The organism is Streptomyces yongxingensis, assembly GCF_055597465.1.
In genome coordinates this window covers 10,172,578-10,190,157 of sequence record NZ_CM145717.1, presented here as the reverse complement: position 1 = coordinate 10,190,157, position 17,580 = coordinate 10,172,578, and the positions used below count along the sequence as shown (strand labels likewise).

14 protein-coding genes are annotated in these 17,580 nt (G+C 71.0%); 11 read left to right on the top strand and 3 right to left on the bottom strand.

What is annotated here, in order from left to right; translation table 11 throughout:
* The first annotated feature begins 131 nt into the window (after window positions 1–131).
* The 11 genes from ACZ6TD_RS43155 to add all read left to right on the top strand — a co-directional run bounded on the left by ACZ6TD_RS43155 (window position 132) and on the right by add (window position 11,561).
* A complete protein-coding gene (locus tag ACZ6TD_RS43155; protein WP_471347022.1) occupies window positions 132–740 on the top strand; it encodes a helix-turn-helix domain-containing protein in 609 nt (202 codons plus the stop codon).
* A gap of 348 nt (window positions 741–1,088) precedes the next feature.
* Entirely contained in the window at window positions 1,089–2,456 is a 1,368-nt protein-coding gene (locus ACZ6TD_RS43150; RefSeq protein ID WP_471347021.1) for an FAD-dependent oxidoreductase, read from the top strand.
* Window positions 2,453–3,643 (top strand): CaiB/BaiF CoA transferase family protein, encoded by a 1,191-nt coding sequence (locus ACZ6TD_RS43145; protein ID WP_471347019.1) that lies wholly within the window; start codon window positions 2,453–2,455, stop codon window positions 3,641–3,643. Before ACZ6TD_RS43150 ends, ACZ6TD_RS43145 begins: the two co-directional genes overlap by 4 nt.
* A complete protein-coding gene (locus ACZ6TD_RS43140; protein WP_471347017.1) occupies window positions 3,640–4,449 on the top strand; it encodes an enoyl-CoA hydratase-related protein in 810 nt (269 codons plus the stop codon). Before ACZ6TD_RS43145 ends, ACZ6TD_RS43140 begins: the two co-directional genes overlap by 4 nt.
* A 60-nt stretch (window positions 4,450–4,509) precedes the next feature.
* Window positions 4,510–5,430 carry a dihydrodipicolinate synthase family protein gene (locus ACZ6TD_RS43135; RefSeq protein ID WP_471347016.1) on the top strand — a complete coding sequence of 307 codons (921 nt, stop codon included), beginning with the start codon at window positions 4,510–4,512 and terminating at the stop codon, window positions 5,428–5,430.
* Window positions 5,430–6,203 carry an SDR family oxidoreductase gene (locus tag ACZ6TD_RS43130; RefSeq protein ID WP_471347015.1) on the top strand — a complete coding sequence of 258 codons (774 nt, stop codon included), beginning with the start codon at window positions 5,430–5,432 and terminating at the stop codon, window positions 6,201–6,203. The genes ACZ6TD_RS43135 and ACZ6TD_RS43130 overlap by 1 nt, the downstream gene beginning before the upstream one ends.
* Window positions 6,204–6,234: 31 nt before the next feature.
* A complete protein-coding gene (locus tag ACZ6TD_RS43125; RefSeq protein ID WP_471347013.1) occupies window positions 6,235–7,674 on the top strand; it encodes an aldehyde dehydrogenase family protein in 1,440 nt (479 codons plus the stop codon).
* Window positions 7,675–7,808: 134 nt separating this feature from the next.
* Window positions 7,809–8,837, top strand: coding sequence for an ABC transporter substrate-binding protein (locus ACZ6TD_RS43120; RefSeq protein WP_471347011.1), 1,029 nt, complete (start codon window positions 7,809–7,811; stop codon window positions 8,835–8,837).
* A 23-nt stretch (window positions 8,838–8,860) separates the two neighbouring features.
* Window positions 8,861–9,724, top strand: coding sequence for an ABC transporter ATP-binding protein (locus ACZ6TD_RS43115; protein WP_471347010.1), 864 nt, complete (start codon window positions 8,861–8,863; stop codon window positions 9,722–9,724).
* Entirely contained in the window at window positions 9,724–10,566 is an 843-nt protein-coding gene (locus ACZ6TD_RS43110) for an ABC transporter permease (RefSeq protein ID WP_471347008.1), read from the top strand. Before ACZ6TD_RS43115 ends, ACZ6TD_RS43110 begins: the two co-directional genes overlap by 1 nt.
* Entirely contained in the window at window positions 10,566–11,561 is a 996-nt protein-coding gene (gene add, locus ACZ6TD_RS43105) for an adenosine deaminase (RefSeq protein WP_471347007.1), read from the top strand. The genes ACZ6TD_RS43110 and add overlap by 1 nt, the downstream gene beginning before the upstream one ends.
* A gap of 17 nt (window positions 11,562–11,578) precedes the next feature.
* On the opposite strand, the gene ACZ6TD_RS43100 is transcribed toward add, so the two are convergent.
* From ACZ6TD_RS43100 to ACZ6TD_RS43090, 3 genes are read right to left on the bottom strand one after another with little or no spacing between them, the layout of a single operon-like run.
* Complete coding sequence (locus ACZ6TD_RS43100; protein ID WP_471347005.1) at window positions 11,579–14,449, bottom strand: NHLP bacteriocin export ABC transporter permease/ATPase subunit; 2,871 nt, start codon at window positions 14,447–14,449, stop codon at window positions 11,579–11,581.
* Between the two features lies 1 nt (window position 14,450).
* Window positions 14,451–16,733 (bottom strand): NHLP family bacteriocin export ABC transporter peptidase/permease/ATPase subunit, encoded by a 2,283-nt coding sequence (locus ACZ6TD_RS43095; protein ID WP_471347004.1) that lies wholly within the window; start codon window positions 16,731–16,733, stop codon window positions 14,451–14,453.
* Window positions 16,730–17,536 (bottom strand): hypothetical protein, encoded by an 807-nt coding sequence (locus ACZ6TD_RS43090; protein WP_471347002.1) that lies wholly within the window; start codon window positions 17,534–17,536, stop codon window positions 16,730–16,732. Before ACZ6TD_RS43090 ends, ACZ6TD_RS43095 begins: the two co-directional genes overlap by 4 nt.
* Window positions 17,537–17,580 lie beyond the last annotated feature (44 nt).

The window sequence follows — 17,580 nt, the reverse complement described above, 5'->3', positions numbered from 1 at the left end:
TGACAGGCCGTCATGCGTCGGCCCGGGCGGCGGGACCCGAGGCCGGGGACCAGGACGCCACCCCTTGACATGTTGAAGAACTTCATTATGGTGAAGTCACCGTTCCATGGTGACCGGACGAGGAGCGACGCATGAGCAGCAGCTACGCGGGCGACAAGGACAACCGTCCCGACGCCGATGCGTCCATCGCCTCGTTGGGCGAACAGATCCGATCCCTCCGCAAGCATCTCGGACTCACCCTGGAGGAACTGAGCAGCCGATCCAATGTGAGCACGGGCCTCATCAGTCTGTTGGAGCGAGGAAAGGGAAATCCTTCCTTCGCCAGTCTGATCCAATTGGCCCATGGGCTCGATGTGCCGATCGGCCGGCTTTTCCATGGTGAAACCCCCACCAGTCCGGTGGTGCGCGCAAAAGAGCGCCGCACTCTGGAATGGCATGGAAATGAAAAGCTCGACGGTGCCCGTTACCAGCTCCTCACCCCGTCCCTGAAAGGGGCGCTCGAAGTGGTCTGGGTGGAAACGGAGCCCGGCCATGACACCAGCGGTACTCCCTTCCGGCACAACGGCGAGGAGTTCGGCATCGTTCTGTCCGGGGTGAAGGACGTCTTCCTCGACGGCGTCCGGCACCGACTCGAGGCGGGTGACTCCATCACCTACTCGTCGAGCATTCCGCACTGGTACGTCGCGGTCGGCGATGAGCCGTCGACCGCGATCTGGGTGATCACCCCGCCCACCTGGTAGAGCCAGGCCCGTCGGGCCGTTCCACCCCACTTCCCGAACCGGTACGCGTCAGGGCAGCGTCGCCCGCGCCACTTGCATCTCCCCCGCCTCCCGCCCGGCTTTCCCCGCTTCCCGGCCGGCCATGAGGGCGGGGGCGTTCCCCGACTCACCTCGCGGCACAGCCGTGTGTCCGGTGTTCCCTCCGGGCGCCGTGTGCCGTCCTCCCCTTCCCTGATCACCGTTTCCGCCGTGACTCCTCGCCCGTCGGCGCGGCACGGCGGCCTCCGCGACGCCCGGAGCCGGGCTCCCGGACACGCGCCCGGTCCACGGACGCCCGGTGACGCGACGCCGTATTCGAAAGGAGACAACGTGGCCGACCTCAACGGGTCCGTGACTCTGGAGGCCATCGACGCACCGATCGTGCGCCGCAGTGACGTCGTCGTGGTGGGCGGAGGCCCGGCGGGTGTCAGCGCCGCGGTCGCCGCCGCACGGGCCGGTGCCGAGGTGACGCTCCTGGAGCGCTATGCGGCGCTCGGCGGCCTCGCCTCCGGCGGCATGGTCCTGGTGCTCGACGACATGTGCAACGCCGATGAGATCACCGTGACCGGTGTGGTGGACGAGTACGTCGAGCGCATGGCCGCCATGGACCTGGCCGTCTACCCGCCCCCGGAGGAACGGGTCTCCTCGCCCGAGGCATGGGCCAAGTGGAGCCGCTGGGGCGCCTTCGACTTCCACTCCCATGCCAGCCCCAAGCCCATCTGCTACGCCGTCGCCTTCGACCCGGACGGCTGGAAGCGGGTCTCCAACGACCTCGTGCGCGAGAGCGGCGTCCACCTGCGCCTGCACAGCTGGTTCTCCCGGCCGGTGATCCAGGACGGCGCGGTCAAGGGCGTGGTGTGCGAGACCAAGGCGGGCCCGCAGGCCGTCCTCGGTGATGTCGTCATCGACACCAGCGGGGACATCGACGTGGCCTCGCGCGCGGGAGCCCCGTACACCGAGGGCCGCTACATCGTCACCCTCGTCTCCCGCCTCGGAGGGGTGGACACCGACACGGCACAGCGTTTCGAGACGGAGAACCCTCGTGAGTTCCGGGCCGTCAACCGCAAGATCAAGCGCATGCTCGGGGGCGCCTGGGACCTGTGGTGGCTCAAGACCCCCGTCCCGGGCGTCGTGTGGTGCAACTGCCCGCACCTGACCGGCTACGACGGCGCCGACCCGACCTCCCTGACCGCGGCGGAGTTCGACGCCAGGGCGCGGATGGGAGCCGTGGTGGAGTACGCCAGGCAGTACCTCCCCGGCTTCGAGAACTGCTATCTGCTGGACGTCGCCGAGCAGATGGGTGTCCGGCAGACCCGGCTGCTCGACGGGGAGTACGTCGTCACCAAGGACGACATCGTCTCGCGCCGGCACTTTCCCGACACCGTCGCCCGCGGCCGTGACTACTACTACCCCTATCGGTCGTTCGTTCCGCGGAGCGTCGATCAGCTGCTCGTCGCCGGGCGGCACTACTCGGCCACCCCGGACGCCCAGCGGATGTCCCGGGAGATTCCGCCCTGCATGGCGATGGGCCAGGCCACGGGTATCGCCGCGAGCATCGCGGCCGACCGCGGCATCCTCGTCCGCGACGTACCGACGGGGGATATCCGGAAGCTGATGCGTGAACAGGGTGCCGACCCGGGCGACGTCCCCTCGGAGAACGCCACGATCGACGAGACGAACAGTGAGGCGGCCGCATGAGCACGCGACGGCTCCCGCTCGACGGCGTGGTCGTCGTCGACTTCACCCAGGTGTACGCCGGACCGTCCTGCACCCAGATGCTCGGCGACTTCGGCGCGGATGTGATCAAGATCGAGCGCCCCGGCACCGGTGATCTGTCCCGCACCTCCTTCCCCGACGAGGCGGGCCTCGACAACCCCGTCTTCTGGAGCATCAACCGCAACAAGCGCAGCGTCAGCATCGACACCCGAACCGAGGAGGGCAAGCGGGCGGTTCTCGACCTCGTCGCCCGCGCCGACGTGGTGACCTCCAACTTCCGGGCCGGCGTCATGGACCGGATCGGCTTCGGCTACGAGGCGCTGCGTGCCGTCAACCCCCGCGTCATCTGGGCCTCCGCGACCGGATTCGGAGAGAAGGGCCCGTACGCCCACAAGGGCGGCCAGGACATCCTGACGCAGGCGTACACGGGCGTCATGTGGCGCAGGGCCTCCGACGACACTCCGGTCAGCATCTATCCGACCAGCCTGTGCGACTACACCACGGGCATGCACATGGTGCAGGGCATCCTCCTGGCTCTGCTCCACCGGGAACGCACCGGGGAGGGGCAGAAGGTGGAGATCGCCATGTACGACTCCATCCTCCATACGCAGATGCAGGAGGCGGCCACCCGGATGAACCGGGGCGCGGAGATCAACTGGGCCGCGATGCCCCTCACCGGGGCGTATCAGACCACCGATGGTGCCGTGGTCATGGTCGGGGCGTTCAAACGGAACCCGCTGCGGGACATCTGCGCCGCCCTGGAGATCGGCGAAGACCTTTCCCTCCGCCCGGAGTACGCCACCGCGGAGGGACAGCAGCGGCACCGCCCCGAGCTGCGGCGGATCTTCGCCGAGCGGTTCGCCACCGGGACCACCGCCCACTGGATGAAGCGGCTGGAGGCACAGGACCTGCTGTGCGCGCCTGTGCGCACCATGGAGGAGGCGCTCCGCGATGAACAGACCATCGTCAACGGCATGATCATCGAGATGGAGCACCCCGCCGAGGGCTTGGTGCGGGTCCTGGGCAATCCGGTGCATCTGTCCGTCACCCCGGCCGAGGTACGCAGGGTGCCTCCGGGGCTCGGAGAACACGGTGACGAGGTGCTGGGCGAGGTCGGTTACGACGCGGCCCGGCTGCGTGCGCTGCGCGAGGCGGGGGTGCTGCGATGAGCGGCGGCGAGGCGGTTCGCGACGAGGTGCGCTGCGTACGGGAGCACGACGGGCGGGTGGCGCGTGTCGTGATCGACCGCCCCCGGGTCCTCAACGCCGTGGACCGGGTCACCACCGAGCGGCTGAAGGAGATCTGGGCCGGGATCGAGGCCGACCGCGACATCCGCGCCGTCGTCGTCACCGGGGCGGGCGAGCGGGCCTTCTCCACCGGGGCCGACATGTCGGCGGGCGCGGTCGCCAGAAGCGGTCTGGAGTACTGGGCCGGCCTGGATCCCGACGGCTTCGGGGCCTTGAGCCTGCGCGAGACCCTCGATGTCCCGGTCATCGCGAGGGTCAACGGCTATGCCCTGGGCGGTGGCATGGAGATGGTGCTGGGCTGCGACATCGTGATCGCCGCCGAACACGCGCGGTTCGGCCTCACCGAGCCCAGAGTCGGGCGCGTCCCCCTCGATGGGGGAGTGTTCCGGCTCATGGAGCGGATTCCGCACACCCAGGCCATGGGGCTGCTGCTCACCGGCCGCAAGGTCCCGGCCGCGGAGATGTACCGCATGGGCCTGGTGAACGAGGTGGTACCTGCGGAGCGGCTCGACGAGGCGGTGGATCGCTGGCTCACCGATGTGCTGGCCTGCTCGCCGGTGTCCCTGCGAGCGATCAAGCAGATGGCGCGCGCCGGGGCCGGGCTCACGGCCCGTCACGCGCACGCACTGCGGCTGCCGGCCCTGATGGACGCGGTGGACAGCGAGGACGCCGCGGAGGGCGTACGCGCTTTCCAGGAGAAGCGTCCGCCCATCTGGCCCGGCCGCTGACCCCGGCCCCGATCGAATGCCACGGCCACCGGAACAGGCCGAACAGCGAGGAGAGAACCCATGTCCATCCCACCGCAGCCACTGCCCCCCGGCGTCTGGGGCGTCGTGGCGACGCCTTTCGCCGGTTCGACCCTCGACGTCGATGAATCTGCCCTGGCCCGGCTGGTCGAGCACTACGCGGAGCTCGGTGTCACCGGGCTGACCGTGCTCGGTGTCTTCGGCGAGGCCGCCCAACTCTCCCGCCCCGAGCGCCGGGCCGTCCTGGAGGTCGTCCACGACACCGTCGATCTGCCGCTGGTGGTCGGGGCCACCGGTCTGTCCACAAGACCGGTCGTCGAGGAGGCCGAGCTGATCGGCGAGGTGGCGGGCGACCGGGTGGCCGGGCTGATGACCCAGGTCAACTCCCCACACCCGGAGACGGTTGCGAACCATTTCAACGCCGTGCACGAGGCCACCGGCATCGGGCTCGTCATCCAGGACTACCCGGCGGCCAGTGGGGTCTCCATCCGCCCCGGGGACCTGGCCGCCGTGGTGCGCCGGGTGCCGTCGGCGGTCGCGGTGAAGGCGGAGGCGCCGCCGACGCCCGCCGTCATCGGCGTCCTGGCGGAACGGACCGGCATCCCCGTCTTCGGCGGGCTCGGCGGGCTCGGTCTGCTGGACGAACTGGCCGCGGGGGCCGCCGGGGCGATGACCGGTTTCTCGGCACCCGAAGGGCTGATCGCCTGCGTCGATGCCTACCGATCCGGTGGCTACGAGGCGGCGCGCGAGGCGTATCTGCCCTATCTGCCGCTGGTCAACTTCGAGGCACAGGCGGGGATCGGGCTCGCGCTGCGCAAGGAGGCGCTCCGGCAGCGTGGCCTGATCATGGAGGCCGGGGTCCGGCCGCCGGCCCGTGCGCTCCCCGAGAGCCTCGTCCCTCAGCTCCTCCGTCATCTCACCGCGCTGCCCCCGGCGGAGCGCGTGCTGGAAGGGGCGCGCTGATGGACCTGGGGCTGACGGGACGTACGGCCGCCGTCGCCGCGTCCACCGGAGGGCTCGGCCGCGCGGTGGCGGAGGCGCTGGCCGCCGAGGGAGCGCGGGTGGTGGTCTGCGGCAGGCGCGGGGAAGTCGCCAAGGAGGTGGCCGCCGGGCTGCCCGAGGCGATCGGTGTCGAGGTGGACCTCACCGCGCCGGACGGCCCGCGCACCCTCATGGACGCGGCGTACGCGGCGTACGGGCACGTGGACATCCTCGTCCTCAACGGCCCAGGTCCCGAACCGGGCCCGGCGGCCGGCGTCAGCGACACCGCTCTGGCCGGGGCGACGGAGAGTCTGCTGCTCGCGCAGGCGCGCCTGGTGGCGGCGGCGCTGCCCGCGATGCGCGAACGTGGCTGGGGCAGGATCCTGGCCATCGGTTCCAGCGGTGTCACCGCGCCGCTGCCGGGCCTCGCCCTGTCCAACGCGGGCCGGGCGGCGCTGGCCGGGTATCTCAAGACGCTGGCCGCGGAGACCGCCGCGGACGGGGTGACCGTCAACCTGCTGCTGCCGGGCCGGATCGCCACCGCCCGGGTCGCCCAGTTGGACGCGGCCAAGGCCGAACGGGAGGGGCGCACCACCGCGGAGGTGGCGGCCGCCTCACAGGCCACGATCCCGGCCGGTCGGTACGGCACCACCGACGAGTTCGGCGCCGTGGCCGCATTCCTGTGCGGGGCGCCCGCCTCGTATCTGACCGGCACCGCCGTGCGCTGCGACGGCGGTCTGGTGCGCAGTCTGTGATCCGCGGCGTGATGAACCGAGAGGCACACCGATGACCGAATCCACCGCTCTGCGGATAGCCAACCACCTCGCCGGTTCGGCGGCGGGAGAGCCCACGGTCGAGCGCCGCAACCCCGCGGACCCCACTGACCTCGTGGCGGTGACCCCCGTCTCCGACGCGGCCGCGGTGACCGAGGCGGTTACGGCCGCCGAGGGAGCGCAGCCCGGCTGGGCGGCGCTGCCCGCCCCGGCGCGGGGCACCGTTTTGATGGACGCGGCCGAGATCCTGCGCGGCCGGCATGAGGCAGTGGCCCGCGATCTGACGCGGGAGGAGGGCAAGACCCTGGCCGAGGCGCGCGGCGAGGTGCGGCGCGCCATCGACGTGCTGCGCTACTTCGGCTCCGCGGGCTGGCGACTGGGCGGGCGGACGTTCCCCAGTGCCACGCCCGATACGACGGTGCACACGCGGCTGGAACCGATGGGGGTGGCCGGGCTGATCACCCCGTGGAACTTCCCCATCGCCATCCCCGCCTGGAAGATGGCGCCCGCCTTGGTGAGCGGGAACAGCGTGGTCGTCAAGCCCGCCGAGCTGACCCCGGTGTCGGTGCGTCATCTCACGACGGCCCTGACGGAGGCGGGTCTGCCGCCCGGAGTGCTGAACGTGGTGCACGGCAAGGGGTCGGTGGTGGGCGAGGCGCTGGTCGCCGACCCGCGGGTGGCGGCGGTTTCCTTCACCGGCTCCACCGCTGTGGGCAACCGGATCCGTGAGACGGTCGAGCGCCGTCACGGCCGGGTCCAGCTGGAGATGGGCGGTAAGAACGCCGTAGTGGTGCTGGACGACGCCGATGTGGAGCAAGCCGCCGCGCTGGCGGCCGCGGGGGGCTTCGGTCTCACCGGGCAGGCGTGCACGGCCTCTTCGCGGATCATCTGCACCCCGGGGGTGCATGACGCGTTCGTCGAGGCGCTGGCCGCACAGGCCGCCCACTACCGGCCGGGCGACGGGCTCGCGGCAGGGACGGCGATGGGCCCCGTGGTCAGCGCCTCTCAGCTGGAGACGGATGTGGCGGCGGTAGAGCGGGCACGGGCCGAGGGCGCCACCGTCGTTACAGGCGGAGCGGCACCGGACGGGCTGTTCCTGGCGCCGACCGTGCTCGCCGGGGTCGGCCCCGACCACTCCTCGGCCCGGGACGAGATTTTCGGTCCGGTGGTGGCGGTTCTCCCGGCCGAGGGCCTGGACGAGGCCATCAGCCTGGTCAACGATTCGGTCTACGGCCTCGCGGCAAGTATCTGTACCCGGGATCTGGCGGCCGCCCAGCATTTCGTGGCAAGGGCGCAGGCAGGGGTGGTCAAGGTCAACCGTCCTACCACCGGGCTCGATTTGAACGTCCCGTTCGGCGGGGTCAAGGACTCCTCCACCAATACCTTCCGCGAACAGGGGCCGACCGCCGTGGAGTTCTTCACCTGGTCGAAATCCGTCTATCTCGGCTGGTGAGTTTCGTCGCGGTAAACAGTGACATGCGACGACGTTCCACCATTGCTGGTTCGAAGAAATGCTGATGTAGTGAAGGAAGCTATCGGAAGCAGCAGTTCCGTTTCGTTGTTTCCGCCTCCGGAATTGAGGTAGTCATGAGCGACAAGGTTTCCCGGCGGAGATTCCTCGCCGTCGGCGGCGGTCTCGCCGTGGGCGGTTTCGTCACGGCCTGCGGTGGTGGGCCCGGCGGAGCGGGCGGCGCCGGCGGCACCGCCAAGTACCAGATCGCCTGGACGGGTGACAACGGCGTTCTCGGTGAGGTCGTCGCAGAGGCGAAGGGCTGGTACAAGGAGGCCGGGGTCAAACTCACCTTCCAGCCCGGTGGCCCCAATGTGAACGGTGTGACGCTGGTGTCCGGCGGTGCCGCGGCCTTCGGTCAGAACGCGTCCAGCCCCGCGGTCATGATGGCGCGCTCCCAGGGGCAGCCGGTGCGGGCGTTCGCCGTGGGCGTGCAACAGCATCCGCTGGCCTACATCTCCCTGCCCGGCAATCCGGTCAGAAAGCCGGAGGACTTCATCGGCAAAACGGTCGGCATACAGACGGGCGGCGATGTGATCCTCGACGCGGTGCTCGCGGCGAACAATATCGACAAATCCAAGGTCAAGGTCCAGGTGGTCGGATCCGACTTCACTCCGCTCAAGCGCGGGACGGTCGATGCCATGGCGGGCTGGATCACCAACCTCGAGGCGTTCTCCATCCTGGACGAATACGAGACGCTGCGGGTGTGGGACTCGGGCGTCCATCTCTACGGCAATGTCTACTTCGCCACCGACACGACGATAGAGAAGCGCCCGAAAATGCTCCAGGCATTCGTGGAGGCGACCGCACGCGGCTATGCATACGCTCATGGGCATCTCGACGAGGCTGTCGATCTGCTGGTGAAGAAGTATCCCAGCCTGAAGAAGGAATCCCAGTTCAAGGCCAGCCAGGTGCTGATGAAGCTCATCTTCACCGAGGCCACCGCCAAGGACGGATGGGGCGCCATGAGCAGGGACGTCTGGCAGCGGCAGATCGGCCAGTACACCCGGCTCAAGCAGTTCACCTCCAAGCCGCCGGCCGTGGACAAGGTCATGACGACCGACGTTCTGCGGGCCACGGCGGCATCCCGACCCAAGCTCGGCTGACCGCCCCCGAGGGAGGAACTCCCGTGACAGCCAAGACAGCCATGGCAGCCGGATCAACGACCGCCGCGGACACCACGGACTCCGCGACGACGACGCAGGGCGGGGCCGAGCCCCGGAACAGCGTCGAGCTGAAGGACATCACGGTCACCTTCGCCACCGAACGCGGAGAGGTGACCGCCCTGCGCGACATCAGCCTCGCCGTCGAGAACGGCGGATTCGTCTCGCTCCTGGGCCCGTCCGGATGCGGCAAGTCCACTCTGCTGCGCGTGGTGGCGGATCTGCTCACCCCGACCGCGGGCACGGTATCGGTGCTCGGCACCTCGGCACACCAGGCGCGGACCTCCCGCCGGCTGGGCTTCGTCTTCCAGGACTCGGCGCTGCTCCCCTGGCGCACCGCGGTGGAGAACGTCCGGCTGCCGCTCCAGGTCGGCGGCGGCATCAAAGCCGTACCGGACGCGGCGGACGCTCCCTCCCCCGAGGAACTGCTGGCACTGGTGGGCCTCGCGGGGCGGGAGAACGCCTATCCGCACGAACTGTCCGGCGGAATGCGCCAGCGCGTCTCGATCGCCCGCGCGCTGGTGTGTCGACCGCGGGTGCTGCTGATGGACGAGCCCTTCGGCGCCCTGGACGAGATCACCCGTGACCGGCTCAACGAGGAGCTGTTGCGCATCTGGGAAGCGACCGGGACCACCATCCTCTTCGTCACCCACAGCATCGCCGAAGCCGTGTTCATGTCGCAGCAGGTCCTGGTGCTCTCCTCGCATCCGGGGCGGGTCCGTGAGCTGGTCCCGGTGGATCTGACCCATCCACGCACTCTCGACGTCCGCGAGACCCCCGAGTTCACCGCGCTCGCCGCCCGCCTTCGCCGCCTGCTGGAGGACTGCTGATGACGACTGCCACCACCACGACACCGTCGGCGGCCGCCGACGGCGATGTGACGTCAGCCGGGCGCGGGCGAGGTTCCGTCCGCGGCGGCGCCCGTGCGCTCCGCGCGCTGCTGCCGGTGTCCGCGGCGCTCGTTCTGCTCGCCCTGTGGGAGCTCGGCTGTCGCGTCTTCTCAGTGCCCCAGTACGTGCTGCCGATGCCCTCGGACATCTGGCGCTCCCTGACCGAGGACTCGGCCCTGCTGATGGACAACGCCTGGCCGACCGTCATCGAATCCGCTCTGGGCTTCGCGGTGGGCAACGCGGTGGCGGTACTGCTGGCCGTCGTCTTCGTCCACTACCGGCCGGTGGAGCGGGCGCTGATGCCCGTCGCGCTGTTCATCCGCACCATACCCATCGTGGCCATCGCGCCCGTCCTCGTCATCATGATGGGCAACGGCTATGCCCCGAAGGTGGCCATCGGCGCGCTGATCTCCTTCTTCCCCACCCTGGTCAACATGGTGCGCGGGCTCCAGGCGGTGGACAAGCAGTCGCTGGAGCTGCTGCGGGTGCTGTCCGCCTCTTCCTGGGAGGTCCTGTTCAAGGTGCGGATGTACGCCTCGCTGCCGTATCTCTTCTCCTCGCTGAAGATCGCCACCGGTAACTGTGTGATCGGGGCGATCGTGGCCGAGTGGATCGGCTCCCAGCAGGGCCTCGGCTATCTCATCATCCAGACCACCTACAACTTCAACACCCCACAGTTGTACGCCGTGATGGTCATCGCGTCCGCCATCGCGATCGTCTTCTACGCACTGGTCGGCACGGCGGAACGGCTGACGGTGCGTTGGGAGGCCAAGGCCCCCTGATGGAGCGGAAACCACTGGCCGCGGCCGACTTCCTGACCCTGCCGAAGGCCGAACTGCATCTGCACACCGAGGCCGCGATGCGCCCGGACACCGCGCGGGAGTTCAGCGAGCGGTACGGACTGCCGATGCCGCCGCTGAGCGACGCGTATCCGACATGGCCGGAGTTCAACCACGCCTATGAGAGCTGCCGCGCGCTTGTGGGATCGCTGGAGGATCTACGCCGGGTGGTCAAGGAGGTCTTCGACGCGGCTTTGGACGCGGGTGTCGTCTGGACGGAACTCCACCTGGGCCCACACCTCTACCGGGGTCGACTGGGCCCGCCCGAGGCCCTGGTGGAGGCCGCGCTGGACGGCCTGGCCGCGGCAAGCGGCGACGGCGGCATCATCCTGGGGATCGGGCGCGACCGGAGCCCGGTGGAGGCGGCCGAGGTGGCCGCGCTCGCCGTCCGCCGCCGCGACCACGGCGTCGTGGCGATGGGCCTGACCGGAAACGAGGCGGGCCGTCCCGCCGACGACTTCGCCGAGGCGTTCCGCGTCGCGCGCGAGGGAGGTCTCGCAGTGGTGCCGCACGCCGGGGAGAGCGGTCCCGCCTCGAGCGTGCGCAACACCGTGGACCTTCTCTCCCCCGATCGGGTGTGCCACGGGGTGCGCGCCGTCGAGGACCTCGAGCTCGTCCGCGAGCTGGCCGAGCGGCGCATCTGCCTGGACATCGCCATCACCGGCAACGTCATGCTCAAGGCCGTCGAGTCGGCCGCGGCCCATCCGCTTCCGGCCCTGGTCCGTGCGGGCATCCCGGTGACGCTGAACAGCGACGCGCCGTATCTGTACGGCATCGGCATCCTCGACGAGTACGCCACGGCGCACAGCCGCTACGGCCTGAGCGCCAGCGACCTCGCCCGCATCGCCGCGGACTCGCTCCGCTTCTCGGCCGCCGGGCCGGATCTCGCGGTCCGGATGCGGGACCGGATCGACGCCTGGGCGGCCCACCACGGCTGACCGCCGGGATGACGCCCCTAGAGCGTCTGGCGGCGCACCAGCTCGTGCAGCTTGCCGCCCGCGACGGCCATCAGCTCGGCCGGGGCGCCCTGCTCCACGATCCGGCCGTCCTCCATGACCAGCACCCGGTCGGCGTCCATGACGGTCGACAGCCGGTGTGCGATCACCAGCCGGCTGGCGTTGAGCCGGCGGGTGCTGTCGATGACGATGCGCTGGGTCTCGTTGTCCAGCGCGCTGGTGGCCTCGTCGAAGAAGAGGATGCGCGGACGGCGGATGAGCGCTTGGGCGATCATCAGCCGCTGCCGCTGGCCGCCGGAGATGGCGCCGCTGCCGGAGATCATGGTCTGGAGCCCCATGGGCATCTGCCGGATGTCCTCGGCCAGACCCGCCAGTTCGGCGGCCTCCATGGCCTCCTCGGGGGTGTACGGCTCGGCGCCGCGGATGCAGTCGAGGATCGTGCCGCCCAAGGGCTGGGCGTTCTGGAGGACCACCCCGCACTGGCGGCGCACGGCCGCCTGGTCGAGGGCGGCGAGGTCCTGGCCGTCGTAGAGCACGCTGCCGGACACCGGCCGTTCGAAGCCGATGAGCAACCGCAGCAGGGTCGACTTGCCGCAGCCGCTCGGGCCGACGACGGCCACGAACTCGCCCGGCCGGATCTCCAGCGAGACATCGTCGAGCACCAGTGGCCCGTCGTCGCCGTAGCGGAAGGTGAGGTTTCGGGCCCGGAGGTCACCGGAGAGCTGCCCCGGCTGGGCGCTGCCGCCGCGCACCTCGGGCGGCTCGTCCAGGATCGGCTTGACCTGCTCGAACATGGGCAGGACGGCGACCACCGAGACCAGGGAGTTGGTGAGCTGCGTGAGGGAGGTGAGCAGCATGGTCACCGAGGTGTTGAAGGTCAGGAAGGCGCCCGCCGACATGCTCCCCCGCGCCGGACCGGCCAGCAGCATGAACACGGCGAGGGAGACCAGCGGGAGGTAGACGGAGTCCAGCACCTGGGTGAGGTTCTTGATGCGCCCGGTGCGCTGGTGCAGATCGCGGGAGTGGGCGAAGCCACGGGCCCAGGCCGCGTAGGCGAAGTTCTCGGCCGCGGCGACCCGCAGCTTGGGCAGGCCGCGCAGGGTCTGGAACGCCTGGTTGTTGAGCTTGTTCTCGCTCTCCACCAGCCGTCGTTGCCAGCGCACCTGCCACAGCCCCATCCCGAGGAAGACCCCGGAGACCACCAGCAGTACGGCGATCACCGCGAGCGCCAGCGAGGCGCTGTAGTACAGCAGCAGGGCGAGGTTCATCGCGCCCACGGTGCCGGCCTGGAGGATCGTCGGGGCGATCCCGGACATCACCCGGCGCATGGTGCTGATGCCGAGTGCCGCGCTGGCCAGCTCTCCGGTGGAGCGCTGGGCGAAGAAGGTGGTGGGCAGCCGCAGCAGCCGGTCCCACACCGCGGGCTGGAGGGTGGACTCCAGCCGCCCCTCGAGGCGCAGCAGGGTCAGGTTCTGCAGCAGCATGAAGGCGGCCGCCACGACGCCGGCGACGATCAGGGCCAGGGAGATCTGGACGATGGGGCTCTTCTCGGCGCGGGGCACGAAGCCGCCCAGCACCTGTCCGGTGGCGAGCGGCACCAGCGCGCCGAGCGCCACCGTCACCAGCCCGCCGATCAGGAGGTTGCGGACGTCCCCGGCGGCGCCGCGCACGCTGAAGCGCATCAGCCGCCACACCGTCATCGGCCGGTCGGGCAGCGGACGGTAGAACATCACGCCCCGCGGCTCGAACTCCTCCGCGTTGCCACCGCCCACCCGGATCCGCAGGCCGGAGGCGGGGTTGACCGCCTCGTACCGGCCGCGCCGCCACAGCAGCGCCACCGGGGCCCCGGACTTGGCGCGGTAGCCCACCAGCGGTCCGGCGTCCTCCCGCCACCAAGAGCCCTCCAGCCGGACGGCCCGGGTGCGGATCCGGGCGTGGGCGGCGATGCGCTCCACCGGGTCCGTACGGTCGTCGGTGGCGCGGCCCCTCGGCGGGTCGGGCAGGGTGATCCCGGCGGCCTCCGCCACCGCGCGGCACACCGCGTGCACGGCGTCGTCGGTGCTCTCCTCCGACGGCCGCCGGTCCCGCCGGGGCCCTCCGATGGAGGCGATCAGCGCCTGGTCGGCGCGGGTGCGCACGGCCTCACCGGCCCGGATACCGGCCGCCGTGCGGTCGGCGTGGGCCCGCTCCATGGTCTCGATCCAGCGGTCCACGGCGGTGCCGAGGCGGTACTGCTGGTTGACCATCCGCTGCCACAGCGCGCCGTCGATCAGCAGGTCACCGGCGGCCTGGGCGCTGTACTCGGCGCCGTAAGCCACACTGCCGGGCGGCACCGGAAGCCAGAGCAGGTCCTCGTCGGCCGCCTCCGCGTCGGGCGCGGCCCCGCCGTCCAGCGGGGCCTGGAAGAGGACGCCGAGGCTGCGGCTCACCCCGAGCGCCACGGCGTGCTCCAGCGGGGTGGGCGGGGTGTCCTGGAATCCGCCGCCGTACGTGGCGTACGGATCGCCGGACTGGCCGGTGCCGTACGCGTCGTAGCCTTCCGGGCGGTACAGCTCGCGCAGCGGGATGCGGCGCACCAGGCAGTCCTGTGAGGGCCGGCCCAGCAGGGTGTGGCGCGGCCCGTCGACCGGGCCGGGGAGCGCCGCGCCCGTCTCGAGCCGGCCGAGGAAGTGCCACTGCCCCTCCTCGGCGGCGTCGACCGCGAACAGGTCCAGGGCACCGCCGACGACGAGCCAGAGCACCTGCGGGCCCTCCAGCGGGAGGCTGCGCAGCCCGGCGCAGTCGACGGGTGTGCCGAGGGCGCCCAGCGCCTGGACCACCGCGTCGCCGCCGTCCGCGGCCACCGCCGCGGCCGGGTGAACGGACGCCATGTCAGTGCTCCTTCATCAGCTCGGCGTACGGGCCTCCGGCGGCGGCGAGGTCCTCGTGCCGTCCGCGTTCGACGACCGTGCCGCGGTTCAGGACGAGGATCTCGTCGCTGTCCCGCACGGTGCTGAGCCGGTGGGCGATCACCACACACGCACAGCCGCGGCGGCGCAGGTTGTCCATGACGAGCTGCTCGGTCCGCGCGTCCAGGGCGCTGGTGACCTCGTCCAGCACCAGCACGCTGGGGCGGCGCACCAGGGCGCGGGCGATCTCCAGCCGCTGCCGCTGGCCGCCGGAGAAGTTGCGGCCGTCCTGCTCCACCCGGCAGTGGATCCCCTCCGGCCGCCGTGCGATCACATCGTCGTAGAGCGCGGCGTCCCGCAGGGCCTCCACCACCGCCTCGTCCGGGATCGACGGGTCCCACAGCGCCACGTTGTCCCGCACGGTCCCCTCGAACAGGAAGATCTCCTGGTCGACGAAGGAGACGGAGGCGGCCAGGGCGCCGCGGGGGATGTCCTCCAGGCGCTGTCCGTCGATGCGGATGACCCCCTCCCAGGGGGTGTAGAGGCCGGAGACGAGCCGGGAGACGGTGGACTTGCCGCTGCCGGAGGCGCCGACCAGCGCCACCTGCCGACCGGGGCCGACGAACAGCGAGAAGTCGCGCAGCAGCGGCTCGTCCAGCGGGTTGTAGCCGAAGGTGATGTTCTCCAGGGTCACCTGCCCGGTCAGCCGGCGGGTGTCCTCGCGCGGCTCGTCGCGGGTGTAGAGGGAGTCCACCGGGAAGTTCTCCACGTCCTTGAGCCGGGCCACGTCGGCGGAGAAGTCCTGGATGCGCCCGGCCACTGAGTTGAGCCGGGTGATGGGCGCGGTGAAGCGGGCCACCAGCGCCTGGAAGGCCACCAGCAGACCGATGGAGATATGGCCCTCGACGGCCCGCAGCCCGCCGATCCAGAGGATGAGGGCGCTGTTGAGCGTGGCGAGGGTGGGGGCGACCACGGCCAGTACGGAACTCGGCACGCCGAGGCGCTGCTGCTCCTCCAGGGTGATCGCGTGCTGACCGGCCCAGCGGCGGAAGTAGCCCGCCTCGCCACCGGTGGCCTTCACCGTCTCGATGAGCTGGAGACCGGTGTACGAGGTGGTGGTCAGCCGCGCGGTGTCGGCCCGCAGCTTCTGGGTCCTGGTGGCCCGCAGCCGCACCACCACCCGTATCGCCACCACGTTGAGCAGCGCCAACCCGACGCCGATGACGGTGAGTTGGGGGTCGTAGGCCCACAGCAGCACGGCGTAGAGCACCACGACGACCCCGTCGACGGCAGCGGCGGCCAGATCGCGGGCGAGCGTCTCGGCGACGGTGTCGTTGGAGCGCAGCCGCTGGACCAGGTCGGCCGGGCTGCGCTGGGCGAAGAAGGTGACGGGCAGCCGCAGCAGATGGCGCAGGAACCGCGCGCTGCTGAGGGTGGAGGAGATGATGCGCCCGCGCAGCAGGTTCGCCTGCTGGACACCGGTGAGCACGGCGGTGAGGACCACCGCCACGGCCATGGACGCGAACAGCGGCTGGAGCGTCGAGTCCTGGCCGGCGATCAGGAAGGTGTCGATGAAGGTGCGGCTGAGCGCCGGGACCGCGGCCCCCACCGCCACCAGCAGCAGGCTGGCCAGCAGCGACGCGAGCAGGGTGCCGGTGGTGCCGCGCATGCGCGGGGGCAGGGCGCCCAGCACCCCGGGGCGGCGCCCGCCCCGGCGGAAGGAGTCCTCGGGTTCGAAGACCAGGACCACACCGGTGAAGCTGGTGTCGAACTCCTCGATGGGGACGAAGCGGCGCCCCTTGTCGGGGTCGTTGATGTGGACGCCGCGCCTGCCGAACCGCCGCCCCATGCCGTCGTAGACGACGTAGTGGTTGAACTCCCAGAACAGGATGGCCGGGGCCTGGACCTCCACGAGGGCCTCGGGCTCCATCTGCATGCCCTTGGCGCGCAGGCCGTAAGCCCGGGCGGCCTTGAGTAGATTGCTGGCGCGCGAGCCGTCCCGGGAGACCCCGCAGGCGATCCGGAGCTCCTCCAGCGGCACATGGCGCCCGTAGTGTCCGAGCACCATGGCGAGCGACGCCGCACCGCACTCCAGGGCCTCCATCTGGAGCACGGTGGGGGTGCGTACGGTACGGCGCCGGGGTTTCCTCGGCCCGGCTCCGCCACGCGGGGCGCGCCGCCGTCCGCGGGCCGGCTGGGGGCGGCGTGCCCCGCTGCTTCCGGCGGGTGCGGGCCGGGGCGGTCCGGCCTCGTTCGTCGCGGTCACGGGAGCAGCCAATCGATGGGGTGCTGGGCGTCCAGGTGGACGGTGCCGTCGGTCAGGGTCATGGAGCCGAGGGCGAACGGCGGGCCCTCGGGGGACGACCAGCGGTAGCCGGAGCGGGTGCCGCGCTCGCGGTCGAGGCGTACCTGGACGGCGACCGGCGGGCCGTGCTTGGAGAACTCCTCGCCGAGTTGCTCACTGCCGAGGTAGGAGCCGATCTGCTGGCTGGACTGGGCGGTCCGGCCCACGGCCCGCACCTCACCGCGGAGCACACCGTAGGTCTGCGTCGGCGCGGACTGCACACTGAGGTCGACCGACGCGCCCACCCGCACCGAGGCCGCCCGGTCCGCGGGGACGTACAGGGTCGCGACCAGAGGGTCGTCGGAGTGGCGGACCCGCTCCACGGAGGCCACGTTCGCGCCGGTGTTCAGCACGGAGCCGATCGAGGCGGAGAGGGTGGTGAGCCGGCCGGCGGCGATGGTGCGCACGACCGTGGTGCCACGGGCGGTGCGGACCTTCAGCAGCGGCGCGCCCGCCGGGAGGGTGCTGCCCTCCTGTGCGAGAACGGAGGTCACCTGGCCCGCGATCGGGCTCTGCAGCACATAGCTGCCCTGGCCGTGGGTGAGGATCCCGGTGGCGTCGAGGGTGTTGGACACGGTGCCCGTGACGGCCCATACGGCGGCCCCGGCCATGACCACCACCGTGACCGCCAGTGCCAGCCATCCCTGGGGACGGGCGTAGCGCACCGGCAGGTCGATGTCCTCTGCCGACTGCGCCTTGGAGAGGGCCTGCTGGCGGAACTGCACGAGAGTCTTTCCTCAACCGCGAAGGGAGTGATCGAAAAGGGGTC

Coding starts and splice junctions, on each gene's coding strand:
- ACZ6TD_RS43155 (WP_471347022.1), top strand. CDS start 132: ATGAGCAGCAGCTACGCGGGCGACAAGGACAACCGTCCCGACGCCGAT.
- ACZ6TD_RS43145 (WP_471347019.1), top strand. CDS start 2,453: ATGAGCACGCGACGGCTCCCGCTCGACGGCGTGGTCGTCGTCGACTTC.
- ACZ6TD_RS43140 (WP_471347017.1), top strand. CDS start 3,640: ATGAGCGGCGGCGAGGCGGTTCGCGACGAGGTGCGCTGCGTACGGGAG.
- ACZ6TD_RS43135 (WP_471347016.1), top strand. CDS start 4,510: ATGTCCATCCCACCGCAGCCACTGCCCCCCGGCGTCTGGGGCGTCGTG.
- ACZ6TD_RS43130 (WP_471347015.1), top strand. CDS start 5,430: ATGGACCTGGGGCTGACGGGACGTACGGCCGCCGTCGCCGCGTCCACC.
- ACZ6TD_RS43125 (WP_471347013.1), top strand. CDS start 6,235: ATGACCGAATCCACCGCTCTGCGGATAGCCAACCACCTCGCCGGTTCG.
- ACZ6TD_RS43120 (WP_471347011.1), top strand. CDS start 7,809: ATGAGCGACAAGGTTTCCCGGCGGAGATTCCTCGCCGTCGGCGGCGGT.
- ACZ6TD_RS43110 (WP_471347008.1), top strand. CDS start 9,724: ATGACGACTGCCACCACCACGACACCGTCGGCGGCCGCCGACGGCGAT.
- add (WP_471347007.1), top strand. CDS start 10,566: ATGGAGCGGAAACCACTGGCCGCGGCCGACTTCCTGACCCTGCCGAAG.
- ACZ6TD_RS43100 (WP_471347005.1), bottom strand. CDS start 14,449: ATGGCGTCCGTTCACCCGGCCGCGGCGGTGGCCGCGGACGGCGGCGAC.